At 76.6% G+C, this 17,679-nt stretch carries 13 protein-coding genes; all 13 read left to right on the forward strand.

What is annotated here, in order from left to right; translation table 11 throughout:
- The first annotated feature begins 107 nt into the window (after positions 1 to 107).
- The 13 genes from cobN to cobA all read left to right on the forward strand — a co-directional run bounded on the left by cobN (position 108) and on the right by cobA (position 17,387).
- Complete coding sequence (cobN, locus tag ACTMSW_RS19695) at positions 108 to 3,776, forward strand: cobaltochelatase subunit CobN (RefSeq protein ID WP_441182092.1); 3,669 nt, start codon at positions 108 to 110, stop codon at positions 3,774 to 3,776.
- Positions 3,773 to 5,962, forward strand: a complete 2,190-nt coding sequence (locus ACTMSW_RS19700) for a VWA domain-containing protein (protein ID WP_441182093.1) — start codon at positions 3,773 to 3,775, stop codon at positions 5,960 to 5,962. Before cobN ends, ACTMSW_RS19700 begins: the two co-directional genes overlap by 4 nt.
- On the forward strand, positions 5,962 to 6,573 hold the full coding sequence (gene cobO / locus ACTMSW_RS19705; protein WP_441182094.1) for a cob(I)yrinic acid a,c-diamide adenosyltransferase: 612 nt from the start codon (positions 5,962 to 5,964) through the stop codon (positions 6,571 to 6,573). The genes ACTMSW_RS19700 and cobO overlap by 1 nt, the downstream gene beginning before the upstream one ends.
- A complete protein-coding gene (locus tag ACTMSW_RS19710; RefSeq protein WP_441182095.1) occupies positions 6,570 to 7,931 on the forward strand; it encodes a cobyrinate a,c-diamide synthase in 1,362 nt (453 codons plus the stop codon). The genes cobO and ACTMSW_RS19710 overlap by 4 nt, the downstream gene beginning before the upstream one ends.
- Positions 7,928 to 8,692: a precorrin-2 C(20)-methyltransferase gene (gene cobI / locus ACTMSW_RS19715; protein ID WP_441182096.1), complete on the forward strand. Its 765-nt coding sequence runs from the start codon at positions 7,928 to 7,930 to the stop codon at positions 8,690 to 8,692. Before ACTMSW_RS19710 ends, cobI begins: the two co-directional genes overlap by 4 nt.
- The gene (gene cobM, locus ACTMSW_RS19720; RefSeq protein WP_441182097.1) at positions 8,689 to 9,537 is read left to right on the forward strand and encodes a precorrin-4 C(11)-methyltransferase; all 849 of its coding nucleotides are present in this window, start codon (positions 8,689 to 8,691) and stop codon (positions 9,535 to 9,537) included. The genes cobI and cobM overlap by 4 nt, the downstream gene beginning before the upstream one ends.
- Entirely contained in the window at positions 9,534 to 10,679 is a 1,146-nt protein-coding gene (locus ACTMSW_RS19725; RefSeq protein WP_441182098.1) for a cobalt-precorrin-5B (C(1))-methyltransferase, read from the forward strand. Before cobM ends, ACTMSW_RS19725 begins: the two co-directional genes overlap by 4 nt.
- A 104-nt stretch (positions 10,680 to 10,783) precedes the next feature.
- Positions 10,784 to 12,040, forward strand: a complete 1,257-nt coding sequence (cbiE, locus tag ACTMSW_RS19730) for a precorrin-6y C5,15-methyltransferase (decarboxylating) subunit CbiE (RefSeq protein WP_441182099.1) — start codon at positions 10,784 to 10,786, stop codon at positions 12,038 to 12,040.
- Positions 12,041 to 12,141: 101 nt separating this feature from the next.
- Positions 12,142 to 13,809 (forward strand): precorrin-3B C(17)-methyltransferase, encoded by a 1,668-nt coding sequence (gene cobJ, locus ACTMSW_RS19735; RefSeq protein ID WP_441182287.1) that lies wholly within the window; start codon positions 12,142 to 12,144, stop codon positions 13,807 to 13,809.
- On the forward strand, positions 13,797 to 14,009 hold the full coding sequence (locus ACTMSW_RS19740) for an indolepyruvate ferredoxin oxidoreductase subunit alpha (RefSeq protein WP_441182100.1): 213 nt from the start codon (positions 13,797 to 13,799) through the stop codon (positions 14,007 to 14,009). Before cobJ ends, ACTMSW_RS19740 begins: the two co-directional genes overlap by 13 nt.
- Positions 14,006 to 15,106 (forward strand): HoxN/HupN/NixA family nickel/cobalt transporter, encoded by a 1,101-nt coding sequence (locus tag ACTMSW_RS19745; RefSeq protein ID WP_441182101.1) that lies wholly within the window; start codon positions 14,006 to 14,008, stop codon positions 15,104 to 15,106. Before ACTMSW_RS19740 ends, ACTMSW_RS19745 begins: the two co-directional genes overlap by 4 nt.
- A complete protein-coding gene (locus ACTMSW_RS19750) occupies positions 15,103 to 15,693 on the forward strand; it encodes a precorrin-8X methylmutase (protein ID WP_441182102.1) in 591 nt (196 codons plus the stop codon). The genes ACTMSW_RS19745 and ACTMSW_RS19750 overlap by 4 nt, the downstream gene beginning before the upstream one ends.
- Positions 15,690 to 17,387 (forward strand): uroporphyrinogen-III C-methyltransferase, encoded by a 1,698-nt coding sequence (cobA, locus tag ACTMSW_RS19755; protein ID WP_441182103.1) that lies wholly within the window; start codon positions 15,690 to 15,692, stop codon positions 17,385 to 17,387. The genes ACTMSW_RS19750 and cobA overlap by 4 nt, the downstream gene beginning before the upstream one ends.
- Positions 17,388 to 17,679 lie beyond the last annotated feature (292 nt).

A 17,679-nucleotide genomic window follows, 5' to 3' on the forward strand; every position in this document is an offset into this window, starting at 1 on the left:
GGGCGATCCGGTCGTCGATCCGCCGCATTCGCTGACGCAGCGCCATCCCTCGCCCCTCGCCCGACCGGCCCCCACGCCGGCACGGGTGTCACTCTCCGGAGCCGCCCGTGCGCATCCTGCTGCTCTCCACCGCCGACACCGACCTGCTCGCCGCCCGGGCCAGCGGTGCCGACTACCGGCTCGCCAACCCCGCCCGGGTCACCCTCGACGCCGTGCCGGCGCTGCTCGACGGCGTCGACCTCGCCGTCGTACGCCTGCTCGGTGGGCGGGCGGCGTGGCCGGACGGCCTCGCGGCGGTGCTCGCCTCCGGCGTGCCCACGGTGGTGCTCGGCGGCGAGAGCGTGCCGGACGCGGAGCTGACCGCGGCCTCCACCGTGCCCGCCGGCGTGGCGACCGCGGCGCTGCGCTACCTGGTCGAGGGCGGCCCGGACAACCTCGCCGTGCTGGCCCGGTTCCTCTCCGACACGGTCCTGCTCACCGGGGAGGGGTTCGACCCGCCCAGCCCGACGCCCGCGTACGGGATCCACGGCGAGCACTCGCGCGACGGAGACCGACCCACCGTCGGGATCGTCTTCTACCGGGCGCACGCCCTCGCCGGGAACACCGGGTTCGTCGACGCCCTCGCCGAGGCGGTACGCGCGGCCGGCGGCAATCCACTGCCGATCTTCTGCGGCTCGCTGCGCGGCCTCACCGCCGGATCCGGCCCGCTCGGTCTCTTCGCCGGCTGTGACGCGCTGCTGGTCACCGTGCTCGCCGCCGGCGGGACGGTGGCCGCCGACGCCTCCGGCGGCGGCGCCGAGGACTCCTGGGACGTCGGCGCGCTGGCCGCCCTGGACGTGCCGGTCATCCAGGCGCTCTGCCTGACCAGCACGCGCGAGCAGTGGGCCGGCAGCGACGCCGGACTGTCCCCGTTGGACGCCGCGATGCAGGTCGCCATCCCCGAGTTCGACGGGCGGATCGTCACCGTGCCGTTCTCGTTCAAGCGGATCGACGCCGACGGGTTGTCGGTCTACGCCGCCGATCCCGAGCGGGCGGCACGGGTGGCCGGGATCGCGGTCCGCCAGGCCCGGCTCCGGCACGTCCCGAACGCCGACAAGCGCGTCGCCGTCGTGCTCAGCTCGTACCCGACGAAGCACTCCCGGGTCGGCAACGCCGTCGGCCTGGACACCCCGGCCTCCGCGGTGCGGCTCCTCGCGGCGCTCGCCGACGCCGGGTACGACCTCGGCGCCGCGCCCGTGCCCGACGACGGGGATGCACTGATCCACGCGCTGATCGCCGCCGGTGGGCACGACGTGGAGTGGCTCACCCCGGAGCAGCTCGCCGCCGCCGAGGCGCGCGTCCCCGGCGACGTGTACGCGCGGTCATTCGCGGCGGTGCCGGCCGACCCGCGCGAGCGGATGCGCGAGCACTGGGGTGAGCCGCCCGGCGAGCTGTACACCGACGGCGGGGACATCGTGCTGGCCGGGCTGCGCTTCGGCAACGTGACACTGCTGATCCAGCCGCCGCGCGGCTTCGGCGAGAACCCCATCGCCATCTACCACGACCCCGACCTGCCGCCGAGCCACCACTACCTGGCCGCGTACCGGTGGCTGGCCGCGCCGGTCGCCGACGGCGGCTTCGGCGCGGACGCGGTGGTGCACCTCGGCAAGCACGGCACCCTGGAGTGGCTGCCCGGCAAGGGCCTCGGGCTGGCCGCCGACTGCGCCCCCGACGCCGTCCTGGGCGACCTGCCGCTGGTCTACCCGTTCATCGTCAACGATCCCGGCGAGGGCACCCAGGCCAAGCGCCGCGCCCACGCCGTCGTCGTCGACCACCTGGTGCCGCCGATGGCGCGCGCCGAGACGTACGGCGAGCTGGCGAAGCTGGAACAGCTCCTCGACGAGTACGCGACCGTGCAGGCCCTCGACCCGGCCAAGGTGCCGGTCGTGCGGGGTCAGATCTGGGACCTGGTCCGGGCCGCCGAGCTGCACCACGACCTGCACACCGAGGACATGCCGGCCGCCGAGGACTTCGACGACTTCGTGCTGCACCTCGACGGGTACCTGTGCGAGGTCAAGGACGTGCAGATCCGCGACGGCCTGCACGTCCTCGCCGAGGTGCCCACCGGCGAGGCCCGGGTCAACCTCGTCCTCGCCGTGCTGCGGGCGCCCCAGGTGTGGGGCGGCACGCGTGCGCTGCCCGGCCTGCGGCAGGCCCTCGCCGCCGCGTACGGGCTGGACGAGCAGGACCTGCTCGCCACGCCGGGGCGGCGGCTGGCCCTGCCCGGCGCGCTGACCGAGACGGTGGACGGGCCGGCCGCCACCGCCGCCGACGCCGTCGACCTGATCGAGGCCCTGGCGCGGCGTCTGGTCGTCGGCATGGAGACCCTCGGTTGGGACGGGACGAAGGTGGACCAGGTCGTCGCCGAGGTCGCCGGCCGCGACATCCCCGACGTCGTGGCGGTGCTCCGCTTCGCCGCCCGCGAGGTGGTGCCCCGGCTGGACCGCACCACCGACGAGATCGACCGGCTGCTCGGCGCGCTCGACGGCCGGTTCGTGCCGCCCGGCCCGTCCGGCTCACCCACCCGCGGCCTGGTCAACGTGCTCCCCACCGGCCGGAACTTCTACTCGGTCGACCCCAAGGCGATCCCCTCGCGCAACGCCTGGGACGTCGGGGTGGCCCTGGCCGACTCGCTGCTCGCCCGGCATCTCGCCGACACCGGCGCGTACCCGCGCTCGGTCGGGCTCACCGTCTGGGGCACCAGCGCCATGCGGACCCAGGGCGACGACGTCGCCGAGGTGCTCGCCCTGCTCGGCTGCCGGCCCACCTGGGACGACCGGTCCCGTCACGTGACCGGGGTGGAGGTGGTGCCGCTGGCCGAGCTGGGCCGCCCCCGGATCGACGTCACCGTCCGCATCTCCGGGTTCTTCCGCGACGCCTTCCCGCACGTCGTGGCGCTGATCGACGACGCCGTGCGGCGCGTCGCCGCCCTCGACGAGGCCGACGACGACAACCACGTCCGCGCGCACGTCGCCGCCGACCTGGCCGAGCACGGTGACGAACGGCGGGCCACCGCCCGGATCTTCGGCTCCAAGCCGGGGGCGTACGGGGCGGGCCTGCTGCCCCTGATCGACGCCCGCACCTGGCGCACCGACGCCGACCTCGCCGAGGTGTACGCCGTCTGGGGCGGCTACGCCTACGGCCGGGACCTGGACGGGCGGGAGGCGCGCGCGGACATGGAGCGCTCCTTCGCCCGCATCGCGGTGGCCGTGAAGAACCAGGACACCCGCGAGCACGACATCGTCGACTCCGACGACTACTTCCAGTACCACGGCGGGATGGTGGCGATGGTCCGCCACCTCACCGGCGCCGCGCCGGTCGCGTACGTGGGGGACTCGGCGATGCCGCACGACGTGCGCACCCGCACCCTGGGCGAGGAGACCCGGCGGGTGTTCCGGGCCCGGGTGGTCAACCCGCGCTGGATCGCCGCGATGCGCCGGCACGGCTACAAGGGCGCGTTCGAGCTGGCCGCCACCGTGGACTACCTGTTCGGCTACGACGCCACCGCCGGCGTGGTCGACGACTGGATGTACGAGCAGCTCGCGAAGGCGTACGTCTTCGACGCCGAGAACCGGGACTTCCTCCAGCGGTCCAACCCGTGGGCGTTGCGCGGCATCACCGAACGGCTCCTGGAGGCCGCCGACCGGGGCCTCTGGGCGGAACCGGAACCGGCCACCCTGGATCGGCTCCGCGACGCGTACCTGGCCAGCGAGGGTGACCTGGAGGACCGGGCATGACGACCTACCCGCTCAGCGCCGTGCTCGGCATGGACGACATGCGCCTGGCCCTGCTGCTCAACGCCGTCAGCCCGGCGATCGGCGGAGTGCTCGTACGCGGCGAGAAGGGCACCGCCAAGTCCACCGCCGTCCGCGCCCTCGCCGCCCTGCTGCCGCCGGTGGACCGGGTGCCGGGCTGCCGGTTCGCCTGCGACCCGGCCGCCCCCGACCCGGGCTGCCCGGACGGGCCGCACCCGGCGGGGCCGGCGGCCGAGCGTCGCCCGGCCCGCCTGGTCGAGCTGCCGGTCGGCGCCGCCGAGGACCGGGTGGTCGGCTCGCTGGACCTGGAGCAGGCACTCGGCGCGGGCGTGCGTGCCTACGAGCCCGGCCTGCTCGCCGCCGCCCACCGGGGGGTCCTCTACGTCGACGAGGTGAACCTGCTCCACGACCACCTGGTCGACCTGCTGCTGGACGCCGCCGCGATGGGCCGCTGCCACGTCGAGCGCGAAGGCGTGTCGGTCAGCCACGCCGCCCGGTTCCTGCTGGTCGGCACCATGAACCCGGAGGAGGGGGAGCTGCGCCCGCAGCTGCTCGACCGGTTCGGGCTCACCGTCGAGGTGGCCGCCAGTCGGGACCCCGCCGTCCGCGTCGAGGTGGTCCGCCGCCGTCTCGCCGCCGACGCCGATCCGGCGGGCTTCGCCGCCGCCTGGGCCGACGAGGACGCGGCCGTCGCCGCCCGGGTGGCCGCCGCTCGTGCCCGGCTGGACCGGGTGCTGCTGCCGGACGCCGCGCTGCGGCAGATCGCCGAGGTGTGCGCGGCGTTCGACGTGGACGGGATGCGCGCCGACATCGTCACCGCCCGCGCCGCCCTGGCCCATGCCGCCTGGCAGGACCGGGACCGGGTGACCGCCGAGGACGTGCGGGTGGCGGCGCGGCTGGCCCTGCCGCACCGCCGTCGCCGTGACCCGTTCGACAGCCCCGGCCTGGACGAGAAGCGTCTCGACGAGGCGTTGCGGCGGGCCGGGGAGGAGCACCCCGACGACCCGGACGACGACGGTCCCGGCGGTCCGGGCGGGTCCGGTCCGGACGGTGGACCGGGTGGTCCCGGCGGACCGGCCGGGTCCGACGCGCCCGCCGGTCCGGCGACGTCCGAGGGGTACGACGGGTCTGGCCGTGCCGGGGGTCCCGACAGTCCTGGTGGTCACGCCGAGTCCGGCGGCCCCGACGATCCGGGTGATCCCGGTGGACCGGACGGCGGTGCCCCGCGCGCCGACGCCGGCCGGGCCGGCGACGCCGGACAAGGCGGTGATCGCGACCGAGCCGGTGACGCCGACCGAGCTGCCGGGATCGGGGAGGGTGCGGGCGGTGAGCGGGCGGTGGCCGTACCGGACCAGGGTCTCCGGGCCCGGCTGCTGGCCGCGCCCGGGGTGGGCGACGGGGTGCCCGGCCGGCGCTCGCGGGCCCGCACCGGGCGTGGCCGGACGACCGGCGCGCGGGTTCCGGCCGGCCGACCCGGTGCGTTGCACCTGCCGGCGACGATCCGGGCCGCCGCCCCGCATCAGGCGGCACGCGGGCGCGGCGGCGGGCCGCTGCGGCTGCGCCCGGTGGACGTGCGCGAGGCGGTCCGGGAGGGCCGCGAGGGCAACCTGGTGCTGTTCGTCGTCGACGCCAGCGGCTCCATGGGGGCCCGCCAGCGGATGTCGGCGGTCAAGGGCGCGGTGCTGGCCCTGCTCACCGACGCCTACCAGCGCCGGGACAAGGTCGCCGTGGTCGCCTTCCGGGGCGCCGGCGCGCAGGTCCTGCTGCCGGCGACCTCGTCGGTGCTGGCGGCGTCGACCCGGTTGGCCGCGCTGCCCACCGGCGGGCGTACGCCGCTGGCCGAGGGGCTGCTCGCCGCCGCCGACCTGCTGCGGGTGGAGCGGCTGCGCGACCCGAAGCGGCGTCCGCTGGTCCTGGTCGTCACCGACGGCCGGGCCACCGCCGGAGACCGCCCGCTGGAGCGGGCCGCCCACGCGGCGGGGCTGCTGCGCGCGACCGGCGCGCCCTGCGTCGTCGTCGACTGCGAGTCCGGCCCGGTCCGTCTGGGCCTGGCCGCGAACCTGGCGACCCTCCTCAACGCCGACCATCACCGCCTCGACACGGTCACCACGGCCCCCCTCACCGACCTCGCCGCCACCCACACCACGCAGAACAGGAGCGTTGTCTGATGCCGCAGGGACAGCCTTCGCACGTGCCCGCCGACGGGCTCACCACCCGGCAGCGGCGCCACCGACCGCTCACCATCGTCCATACCGGAGCGATGAAGGGGAAGTCGACCGCCGCGTTCGGGCTGGCGCTGCGCGCCTGGACCGCCGGGCTGCCGATCGGGGTGTTCCAGTTCGTCAAGAGCGCCAAGTGGCGGGTGGGGGAGGAGAACGCGTTCCGCGCCCTCGGCGAGGTCCACGAGCGGACCGGCCAGGGCGCCCCGGTCGCCTGGCACAAGATGGGCGAGGGCTGGTCCTGGATCCAGCGCGGCGGCGAGGCCGACCACGCCGCGGACGCCCTGGAGGGGTGGCGCCAGATCCAGCGTGACCTGGCCGCCCAGCGGTACGGGCTGTACGTGCTCGACGAGTTCACCTACCCGATGGCGTGGGGCTGGGTGGACGTCGACGAGGTGGTCGAGACCTTGCGGACCCGGCCCGGCTTCCAGCACGTCGTCGTCACCGGCCGCAACGCCGACCCCCGGCTCGTCGAGGCCGCCGACCTGGTCGCCGAACTGACCAAGGTCAAGCACCCGATGGACGCCGGCCAGAAGGGCCAGAAGGGCATCGAATGGTGACCCCGGCCGATGCGTGGGCGCTGCCCCGGCTCGTCGTCGCCGCGCCGGCCAGCGGGCACGGCAAGACCACCGTCGCCACCGGGCTGCTCGCCGCGCTGCGCCGCCAGGGCCTCACGGTCAGCCCGCACAAGGTCGGCCCGGACTACATCGACCCCGGCTACCACGCGCTCGCCGCCGGCCGTCCCGGCCGCAACCTCGACCCGTGGCTGGTCGGCGAGGACCGCGTCGCGCCGCTGCTGCGCCACGGCGCGAGCACCCCCACGCCCGCCGACATCGCCGTGATCGAGGGGGTGATGGGGCTGCACGACGGCGCGGTCGGCCGACGCGGGTACGCCAGCACCGCCCACGTCGCCCGGCTGATCGAGGCCCCGGTGCTGCTGGTGCTCGACACCACCGCGCAGGGCCGCTCGGCCGCCGCCCTGGTGCTCGGCCTGCGCGCCTTCGACCCGGAGGTGCGGATCGGCGGGGTCGTCCTCAACCGGGTCGGCTCGCCCCGGCACGAGGCGCTGCTGCGCGACGCGCTCGCCGAGATCGGCGTACCGGTGCTGGGGGCGGTGACCCGGACCGCCGAGGTGACCGCACCGTCGCGCCACCTCGGACTGGTGCCGGTCGCGGAACGGGCACCGGAGTCCGTCGCCGTGGTGGACGCCCTGGCCGACCTGGTGACGTCGACGGTGGACCTGGACGCGGTGCTCGACCTCGCGCGTACCGCGGCGCCGCTGACCGTCGCGGCCTGGGACCCGACCGTCGCGGTCGGCGGCCCGGCCGGGTCAACCCGTCCGGTCGTCGCGGTCGCCGGTGGACCGGCCTTCACCTTCTCGTACGCGGAGACGACCGAGCTGCTCACCGCCGCCGGCGCGGACGTGGTGACCGTCGACCCGCTGCGTGACCCGGCACTGCCCTCCGGCACCCGCGCGGTGGTCCTCGGCGGCGGCTTCCCCGAGGTGCACGCCGAGGCGCTGTCGGCCAACGCGTCCCTGCGTGCCGACCTGGCCGCCTTCGACGGTCCGGTGGTGGCGGAGTGCGCCGGCCTGCTCTACCTCGGCAGGTCCCTGGAGGGCGCCCCGATGTGCGGCCGGCTCGACCACACCGCCCGGATGACCGGGCGGCTCACCCTCGGCTACCGGGACGCCGTGGCCGTCGGCGACTCCCCGGTGCACGTCGTCGGCGAGCGGGTACGCGGTCACGAGTTCCACCGCACCGTCACCGACCCGGGGCACGGCGAGCGCCCGGCGTGGCGCTTCGACGACGCCGACCACGGCTTCGTGACCGGCCAGGTGCACGCCTCCTACCTGCACACCCACTGGGCCGGCCACCCGTACGCGGCCCGTCGGCTGGTCGAGGCGGCGATCCGGTGAGCGCGCCGGCCGAGGGACCCACACTGACCGGCGTCGGCGTCGGGCCGGGCGACCCGGAGCTGCTGACCCTGCGGGCGGTCCGGGTGCTGCGTCAGGCCGACGTGGTGTTCGTACCGGTGCTGGACCGGCTCGCGGCCGACGGTGCCGCGCCGCCCGGCCGGGCCGAGACCACGGTGGCCCCGCACGTCGCGCCGGACCGGCTGCGCCGGCTGCCGTTCGCCCTGGACGACCGGGGCGGGGTGACGCCGCGCCGGGAGCGGGCCTGGGACACCGCCGCCCGCGCGGTGGCCGCCGCCCTCGACGGTGCCGCCCGCGCGGTCGCGTTCGCCACGATCGGCGACCCGAACGTGTACTCCACCTTCTCCTATCTGGCCCAGACCGTCCGCGCCCTGCGGCCGGACGTGGTGGTCGGCACGGTTCCCGGCGTCACCGCCATGCAGGACCTCGCCGCGCGCAGCGGGGTGCCGCTCTGCCAGGGGCGGGAACCGCTGACCCTGCTGCCCGCCACCGCCGGGCTGGTGCCGGTCGCCGACGCGCTCGCCGGCCCCGGGACCGTCGTGGTCTACAAGGGCTGGCGCCGCCACACCGACCTGGTCGGTGCGCTGCGGCGGGCGGGCCGCCTCGACGACGCCGTGCTGGGCCGCGGCCTCGGCCTGCCCGACGAGCGGATCGGCCCGTACGACGCGACCGCCGACGACCTGCCGTACCTGTCGACGCTGCTCGTCCCGGCCCGCCGGGACCACCGGGGAGGACAACTGTGACCACCGGCAAGGTGTGGTTCGTCGGCGCCGGCCCCGGCGCGGCGGACCTGTTGACGCTGCGGGCGGCACGCGTGATCGCCGCCGCCGACGTGGTGGTGTGGGCGGCCAGCCTCGTCCACGCCGACGTGCTCACCCACGCCCGCGCCGACGCCGAGGTCGTCGACTCGTCCCGGCTGCCCGTCGAGGGGCTGCTGCCGCTCTACCGGCGGGCCGCCGCCGACGGGCTGACCGTGGCCCGGGTCCACTCCGGAGACCCGGCGCTGTGGGGCGCGGTGCAGGAACAGCTCGACCTGTGCCGGGCGCTCGGGCTGGACACCGAGATCGTGCCCGGGGTCTCCTCGTTCACCGCCGCCGCCGCGCTCGCCGGCCGGGAGCTGACCATCCCCGAGGTCGCCCAGTCGGTGATCCTCACCCGCCTCGAGGGCGGCAGGACACCGATGCCGCCCGGGGAACGGGTCCGGGACTTCGCCCGGCACGGCACCACCATGGCGCTGTTCCTCTCCGCCGCCCGCTCCGGCCAGGCCCGGGCGGAGCTGCTGGCCGGCGGCTACCCGCCGGACACCCCCGTCGTCGTCGCGTACCGGGCGACCTGGCCGGACGAGCTGGTGCTGCGCTGCACGCTCGACGAGCTGGAGGCGACCGTCAAGGAGCACCGGCTGTGGAAGCACACCCTGTTCCTGGTCGGCCCGGCACTCGCCGCCACCGGCACCCGCTCCCACCTGTACCACCCGGGCCACTTCCACACCTACCGTCGGGCCGAGCCGGCCGCCCGCGCCGACCTGCGCCGGACCCGCGCCGCCGGGAACACCCCGTCCGACACCGGCCAGGACGGGCTTCCGGAATGACGTACGCCGAGCCGCCGCTGCGCGAGCCGGACCTGCCGCGTACGGCGAAGGTCCGGCCCACGGCGCTGCGGACCGGCTGGACCACCGGCGCCTGCGCGACGGCGGCGGCGAAGGCGGCGGTGACCGCCCTGGTCACCGGCGAGCCGCAGACCGACGTGGAGATCGGCCTGCCCGCCGGGCGCCGGGTCGGCTTCGCCGTCGCCCGGTGCGACCTGGAGCAGGGCGGGCCGGCGGAGGCGGTGGTGGTCAAGGACGCCGGCGACGACCCGGACGTCACCCACGGCGCGCACCTCACCGCCACTGTCGGCTGGCGCGACGACCCCGGCCTGGACCTCGACGGCGGGCCCGGCGTCGGCACGGTCACCCGGCCCGGCCTCGGGTTGCCCGTCGGCGGTCCGGCGATCAACGAGACGCCCCGGCGCATGATCGCCGCGGCGGTCGCCGAGGTCGTCGACCTGGCCGAGGTGGGTGTCCGGGTGGTGATCAGCGTGCCGGGCGGCGAGGTCATGGCCCGCAAGACCACCAACCGGCGGCTCGGCATCCTCGGCGGCATCTCCATCCTCGGCACCACCGGGATCGTCCGGCCCTTCTCCACCGCGTCGTGGCGGGCCAGCGTCGTGCAGGCCGTGCACGTGATGGCCGCCCAGGGGGAGCGGACGACCGTGCTGTGCACCGGCGGTCGTACCGAGCGGGCCGCCCGTGCGCTCCTGCCGGAGCTGCCCGAAGTGTGCTTCGTCGAGGTGGGCGACTTCACCGGCGCGGCGGTCACCGCCGCCGTCGCCGACGGCCAGACGGCGGTGGTCTTCGTCGGGATGGCCGGGAAGCTCGCCAAGCTCGCCGCCGGGATCCTGATGACCCACTACACCCGGTCGACGGTGGACCTGTCGCTGCTCGGGGCGGTCACCGCCGAGGCCGGCGGTCCACCCGAGCTGGTCGCCGAGGTGGCGGCGGCGAACACCGGACGGCACGCGTACGAGCTGTGGGAGGCCGCCGGGTTGCTCGCGCCGGCCGGGGACCTGCTCTGCCGCCGCGTCCGCCAGGTGCTTCGGCGCTTCGCCGGTCACCGGCTGACGGTCGACGTGGCCATGGTGGACTTCGCCGGCTCCCGGGTGGTCGCCTCGTCCGGGCGGTGGACCGCGTGACCACCGGACCGCCCCCCGGATCGCCGGTGACTGCGCGTGACGCCGCTGGCGGGCGTCGCACCGAAGGACGATATGACGCAGGGGAATATTTATACCCCTCCGTCATGTCGGGCTCACCACCTTCGTCGCCGGGAGGTCACCACGCCGGCCCGTCTTCCACGCTCACCGTGGTGGGGATCGACGCGGCCGGACGGCCGCCGCATCCCGGAGCCCTCGCCGCGCTCGCCGGGGCCGGGCTCGTGGTCGGCGCGGCCCGGCACCTGGCCGCCGTACCCCTGCCGGCCGGCGCGACGACGGTCACGCTCGGGCCGCTTCCGCCCGCGCTGGACGCGCTCGCCGCCGCGGTCGCCGCCGGGCGGCCGGCCGTGGTGCTGGCCAGCGGCGATCCGGGGTTGTTCGGCATCGTGCGGCGACTGCGGACCGCCGGCCTGGCGCCCCGGGTGCTGCCCGCGGTGTCCAGCGTGGCCGCCGCCTTCGCCCGCGCCGGACTGCCCTGGGACGGCGCCGCCGTGGTGACCGCGCACGGCCGGGACCCCCGCCCGGCGCTGAACGCCTGTCGTGCGCTGCCCACCGTCGCGGTGCTCACCGCGCCCGGCGCCGGAGCCACCGAGCTGGGCGCCGGTCTGGTCGGCTGGTCCCGACGGCTGGTGGTGGCCGAACACCTGGGCACCGACGCCGAGCGGGTCACCGCCGTCACGCCCGAGCAGGCCGCCGCCCGCTCCTGGGCCGACCCGCACGTGCTGCTCAGCCTCGCCGGGTCGGGACCTTGCGACGGCATGCGCGCGGACGACCAGCCGGCCGCCGCGCCCGCCGGGGGGTGGGCGCTGCCCGAGACCGCGTACGCCCACCGGAACTCGATGATCACCAAGTCGGAGGTACGCGCCCTCGCGGTCGCCCGGCTGCGCCCCCGCCTCGGCCGGCTGGTCTGGGACGTCGGCGCCGGCAGCGGCTCGGTCGGTGTCGAGTGCGCGCTGCTCGGCGCGGCGGTGGTCGCCGTCGACCACGACCCGACCGCGATCGACCTGGTCCGCGCCAACGCCGCCCGGCACGGCGTGCACGTCCGGGCGCTGCCCGGGCGCGCGCCCGACGTGCTGGCCGACCTGCCCGACCCCGACGCGGTCTTCGTCGGCGGTGGCGGCACCGACGTGCTCGCGGCCGTGGCCGCCCGTCGGCCCGGTCGGGTCGTCGTCACCCTCGCCGCGCTGGACCGGGTCGCCCCGGCGGTCGGGCTGCTGCGCGCCGCCGGGTACGCCGTCGACGGCGTCCAGCTCTCCGCCGCCCGCCTCGCCGACCTGCCCGGCGGTTCGATCCGACTCGCGGCCACCAACCCGGTGGTCGTCCTCACCGGGGAGCTCCCGTGACCCACCCTCGTCCCACCGCCACCGACCCCGCCACCGCCGTCGAAACCGCCGCGCCACCACCGGAGCCGCCGCCCACCCGGGCCGGCGTCGGGCTCGTCGCGGTGACCGCCGCCGGACGGCGGCACGCCGAGGTGCTCGCCGCCGCCTGGCCGTACGCGCGCCTCGTCGAGGCCGGCGGTGTCGCCGAGGCGCTGCGGACCGCCTGGGCCGAGTGCACGGCGGTCGTCGCCTTCCTCGCCACCGGGGCGACGGTACGCATCCTCGCGCCGCTGCTCGGCGACAAGCGCACCGACCCGGCCGTGGTGGTGGTCGACGAGGCGGCTCGGCACGCGGTCGCCCTGCTCGGCGGCCACGCGGGCGGCGCCAACGCCCTCGCCGTGGACGTCGCCGCGCTGCTCGACGCCGCGCCGGTCGTCACCACCGCCACCGACGCGGTCGGAGTGCCCGGGCTGGACACCCTCGGCTGGCCGGTCGAGGGGGCGGTCGCGGCGGTGTCCCGCGCCGTCCTGGACGGCGAGCCCGTCCACCTGGTCGCCGACGCCACCTGGCCCCTGCCCGCCCTGCCCCCGAACGTCCACGTCGCCGCCGCGCCACCCGACGCGGACTGGCGGCTGCTGGTCACCGACCGGATCGTGCCGCTGGACGGGCGGACCGCCGTGCTGCGCCCACCGTCGCTGGTGGCCGGCGTCGGGTCGAGTCGGGGCGTACCGGCCGCCGAGGTGCGGGCGCTGCTGGACCGGGTGCTCGCCGAGGCCGGCCTCAGCCGGGCGAGCCTGCGCTGCCTGGCCAGCGTCGACCTCAAGGCCGACGAGGTGGGCATCGTGGACACCGCCCGCGCGCTCGGCGTACCCCTGGAGACCTGGACGGCCGCGCAGCTCGCGGCGGTCGACGTGCCGCACCCCAGCGAGGTGGTCCGCGCGGCGGTCGGCATCCCGAGCGTCGCGGAGGCCGCGGCGCTGCGCGGCGGCGAGGCGGAGCTGCTGGTGCCGAAGACCGCCTCGGCGATGGCCACCGTCGCGGTGGCCCGGCACGCGCCGCGCGGCCGGCTGGCGGTCGTCGGCCTGGGGCCGGGCGCGCCCGACCTGCGCACCCCCCGCGCGGTCGACGAGCTGCGGCGGGCCGGGGTGGTGGTCGGCCTCGACCAGTACGTCGACCAGGTGCGCGGGCTGCTCCGCCCGGGCACCCGGGTGCTCGCCAGCGGCCTCGGCGCCGAGGAGGAACGCGCCCGCGCCGCCGTCGCCGAGGCCACCGCCGGGCACGCCGTGGCACTGGTCGGCTCCGGCGACGCTGGGGTGTACGCGATGGCGAGCCCCGCCCTGGACCACGCCGACGACCGCATCGACGTGGTGGGCGTGCCCGGGGTGACCGCCGCGCTCGCCGCCGCCGCCCTGCTCGGCGCCCCGCTCGGGCACGACCACGCGTACCTGAGCCTGTCCGACCTGCACACCCCCTGGGCGGTGATCGCCCGCCGGGTGGCCGCCGCCGCCGAGGGCGACTTCGTGGCGCTGCTGTACAACCCGCGCAGCCGCGCCCGGGACTGGCAGCTCGGCGCCGCCCTGGAGGTCTTCGCCGCGCACCGCCCGCCGGACACCCCGGTCGGCGTGGTGCGCAACGCCAGCCGGGACGGCGAACGGGTGCACCTGGCCACCCTCGCCACCCTCGACGCCGCCCTGGTCGACATGTACAGCGTCGTCGTGGTCGGCAGCTCGCAGACCCGCGTCGTCGCCGGCCGGATGGTCACCCCCCGCGGCTACCGGTGGCGAAAGTGACGGCCGCCCCGGTCACGATCGGCGCCTGCCAGGGCTGCGGCGCCTGCCTGCTCACCTGCCCCGAACACGCGATCCGGCCGGTGCCGGGCGGCCTGACCGTCCGCGCGGAGACGTGCACCGGCTGCCTGGAGTGCCTGGAGATCTGCCCGGTGGACGCGATCCGCCTCGCCGGCACCGACCCCGATGGAGGACCACGATGACCTCGACCACCGCCAGCGCCGCACCCCCGGTGGGCCCCTGGAGCAGGGCCGAGCGGGTACGCCTCGGTGGCATCGTGCTCGCCGTCGCCGTGCTGCACGTCGCCGGCTGGAGCCTCTACCTGTACTGGAACGACCAGCCCGCAGCCGCGGGAGGGCTGGCCGGGGCCGGCACCCTCGCGTACGCCCTGGGGGTGCGGCACGCCTTCGACGCCGACCACATCGCGGCGATCGACGACACCACCCGGCTGATGCTGCTGCGCGGCCGGCGGCCGGTCGGCGTCGGCTTCTTCTTCGCCCTCGGACACAGCGCGGTGGTGCTGCTGCTCGCGCTGGTGGTCGGGCTCGCCTCGGCCAACCTCACCGGCCCTGGACTGGAGCAGGCCCGCGAGGTGGGCGCGACCGTCGCGATCGTCACCGCCACCCTGTTCCTGGCCCTGGTCGCCGCCCTCAACGCCGTCGTGTTCGGCGGGCTGGCCCGGCTCTGGCGACGCCTGCGCCACGGGGACCTCGACGAGCGGGAACTGGACCTCCACCTGCTCAACCGCGGCCTGGTGCAGCGGATCCTCGGCACCCGGGCGCGGGCGCTGGTCCGCTCGTCCTGGCACATGGCGCCGGTCGGCTTCCTCTTCGGGCTCGGCCTGGAGACCGCCAGCGAGGTCACCCTGCTGGCGCTGTCGGCGAGCACCGCCGCCGCCGGTGGCCTGCCGGTGCTGGCTCTGCTCACGCTGCCGCTGCTCTTCGCCGCCGGAATGTCCGCCATGGACACCGCCGACAGCCTGCTGATGAGCCGCGCGTACTCGTGGGCGTACCGGCAGCCGGCCCGCCGGCTGTACTACAACCTCGCCACCACCGCGATGACCGTGCTGGTCGGCGCCCTGGTGGCAAGCGTGTACGCCGCCGGCCTGCTGGTCGAGCGGTTCGGCGTGGACGCGCTCGCCGGGTACGCGGGCGTCGCCGACCACTTCGAGCAGCTCGGTTACGCCGTGGTGGGCCTGTTCGCGCTGGCCTGGGGCGGGGCGGCGGTGCTGTGGAAGCTGCGCCGCTTCGACGAGCGGTACGCCGGCACCGCCGACGTGACGCCGGGAGAGCGCGGATGAGCCGGACCGTGCACCCGATCGAGGTGGAGTCGTACCGGATCCTGCGGTCCCGGGTCGACCTCACGCACCTGCCGCCGCTGACCCGCGCGGTCACCGAGCGGGTGGTGCACGCCAGCGCGGACCTGGACTACGTCACCGACCTGGTGTGCGACGAGGCCGCCCTGGCCGGTGGTCTGGCCGCGCTGCGTGCCGGTGCGCCGGTCGTCACCGACGTGGCGATGGTCGCCGCCGGGATCACCGGCCGGCAAACCGTCTGCCCCGTCGGTGAACCGGCGACCGCCGACCTGGCCCGCGCGACCGGGCTCACCCGGTCGGCCGCCGCCGTGCGGATCGCCCGGGACCGGGTGGGACCCGGTGCGGTGTGGGTGGTCGGCTGCGCGCCGACCGCGTTGGAGGAACTGATCACCTGCGACGCCCGGCCCGCGCTGGTGGTCGGCCTGCCGGTGGGCTTCGTGGGCGCCGCCGAGTCCAAGGCGGCGCTGCGGGCCAGCGGCCTGCCGGCGGTGTCCAACCGGGGCGAGAAGGGCGGGTCGGCGGTGGCCGCCGCCGCCCTCAACGCCCTGCTCTACGTGGAGGAGGAACAGTGACCGCACTGGTCATCGTCGGGCACGGCACGCGCAGCGCAGCCGGGGTGGAGCAGTTCGCGGCCCTCGTCGAGCGGGTCCGCCGCCGGGCCCCCGAAGGCGTCGCCGCCGTCGCGGGCGGTTTCATCGAGTTGTCCCGGCCGCCGCTCACCGACGCGGTCGGTGCGCTGGTCGCGCAGGGGCACCGGTCACTGGTCGCACTGCCGCTCGTGCTGACGGCCGCCGGGCACGGCAAGGGCGACATCCCCGCCGCGCTGGCCCGCGAGCGGGACCGCCACCCCGGCCTGACGTACTCCTACGGCCGGCCGCTCGGCCCGCACCCGCTGCTGCACGCCGCGTTGGAGGAGCGGATCGACGCCGCCCTCGCCTCCGACGACCGGGCCGGTACCTGGGTCGCCCTGATCGGGCGCGGCTCCACCGATCCGGACGCCAACGCCGAGGTCGCGAAGGTGGCCCGGCTGCTCTGGGAGGGGCGTGGTTACGCCGGCGTGGAAGCGGGCTTCGTCTCGCTGGCCGAGCCGTCCGTGCCGGCGGTCCTGGACCGGTTGCGCCGGCTCGGCGCGCGGCGGATCGTCGTGGCGCCGTACTTCCTCTTCGCCGGGGTGCTGCCGGACCGGATCGTCGCCCAGTCGGAGGCGTTCGCCGCCGCCCACCCCGACCTGGACGTGCGAGTGGCCGGCGTGATCGGCGACTGCGACGCCCTCGCCGACCTGGTGCTGGAGCGGCACGCCGAGGCGCGGCGCGGCGACATCCGGATGAACTGCGACACCTGCGCGTACCGGGTGCTGATGCCCGGCTTCGCCGACAAGGTGGGCCGCCCGCAGACCCCGCACGACCACCCCGACGACCCGGTCGGCGGCCACCATCATCACCACCACGGCGGCCACGACCACGGCGGTCCCGGCCTGCGTCCCGGCGAGGTCGCCGTCGTGGGCGGCGGGCCGGGGCCCGACGACCTGATCACCGTACGGGGACGGGCGCTGCTGGACGCCGCCGACGTGGTGGTGACCGACCGCCTCGCCCCGACCGGCCTGCTCGCCGCCCTGCGGCCGGACGTGCTCGTCATCGACGCGGCCAAGGTGCCGCGCGGGCCGTCGATGGCGCAGGAGACCATCAACGACACGCTCGTCGCGCACGCTCGTGCGGGCCGGCGGGTGGTCCGGCTCAAGGGCGGCGACCCGTACGTCTTCGGGCGCGGCCACGAGGAGGTCCAGGCCTGCGCGGCGGCCGGGGTGCCGGTGACCGTGGTGCCCGGGGTGACCAGCGCGGTCGCCGCGGCGGCCCTGGCCGGTGTACCGGTCACCCACCGGGGCGTCGCCCACGACGTCACCGTGGTCTCCGGACACCTGCCGCCCGGCCACCCCGACTCGCTGGTCGAGTGGGCGGCGCTCGGCCGCGCCCGGGGCACCCTGGTGCTGCTGATGGCCGTGGACACCGTCGCCGCGATCGCCGCCACGCTGGTCGAGCACGGCCGCGCCCCGGACACCCCGGTCCTCGCGGTGCAGGACGCCGGGCACCCGGGGCAGCGCACGGTGACGGCCCGGCTGGACGACATCGGAGCCTTGGCGGCGCGGGAGGAACTCCGTCCGCCGGCGGTGTTCGTGGTCGGCCCGGTGGTCGCCCTCGCCCCGTCGCCGATGCCCGTGGCGGTGACGCCGTCCGGGCAGGCGATCGGTGTCGGCCCCGCCGGTCGCTGATCCACTGGACGCGGTCGGGTGGTGCTGACCGCTGCGCCGGACGGTGCGTGTACCGGTGGGGCGAGGGAGCCGTGCGGGTGTGATGACTGACAGTCATATTTATGCCCCACAGGTATCACGCGGTCCTGACCAACCGGCCCCACGCCCCATGGATCTTCTTTGATCCACTCAACTTCATTGAAGTCGGGGTGGCGGCGTGGCGGGGATACTCCGACTTCAATGACGTCGTGATGATCTTGGCGCGGGGCGCGGGGCGCGGGGCGCGGGGCGCGGGGCGCGGGGCGCGGGGCGC

This window comes from Micromonospora sp. BQ11 (assembly GCF_052068135.1).
Taxonomy (GTDB): domain Bacteria; phylum Actinomycetota; class Actinomycetes; order Mycobacteriales; family Micromonosporaceae; genus Micromonospora.

What these genes read in the sequence shown, in the direction of transcription:
- ACTMSW_RS19745 (WP_441182101.1), top strand. Translation starts at nt 14,006, where the DNA reads ATGACCTCGACCACCGCCAGCGCCGCACCCCCGGTGGGCCCCTGGAGC.
- ACTMSW_RS19750 (WP_441182102.1), top strand. Translation starts at nt 15,103, where the DNA reads ATGAGCCGGACCGTGCACCCGATCGAGGTGGAGTCGTACCGGATCCTG.
- ACTMSW_RS19725 (WP_441182098.1), top strand. Translation starts at nt 9,534, where the DNA reads ATGACGTACGCCGAGCCGCCGCTGCGCGAGCCGGACCTGCCGCGTACG.
- cobO (WP_441182094.1), top strand. Translation starts at nt 5,962, where the DNA reads ATGCCGCAGGGACAGCCTTCGCACGTGCCCGCCGACGGGCTCACCACC.
- cbiE (WP_441182099.1), top strand. Translation starts at nt 10,784, where the DNA reads ATGTCGGGCTCACCACCTTCGTCGCCGGGAGGTCACCACGCCGGCCCG.
- ACTMSW_RS19700 (WP_441182093.1), top strand. Translation starts at nt 3,773, where the DNA reads ATGACGACCTACCCGCTCAGCGCCGTGCTCGGCATGGACGACATGCGC.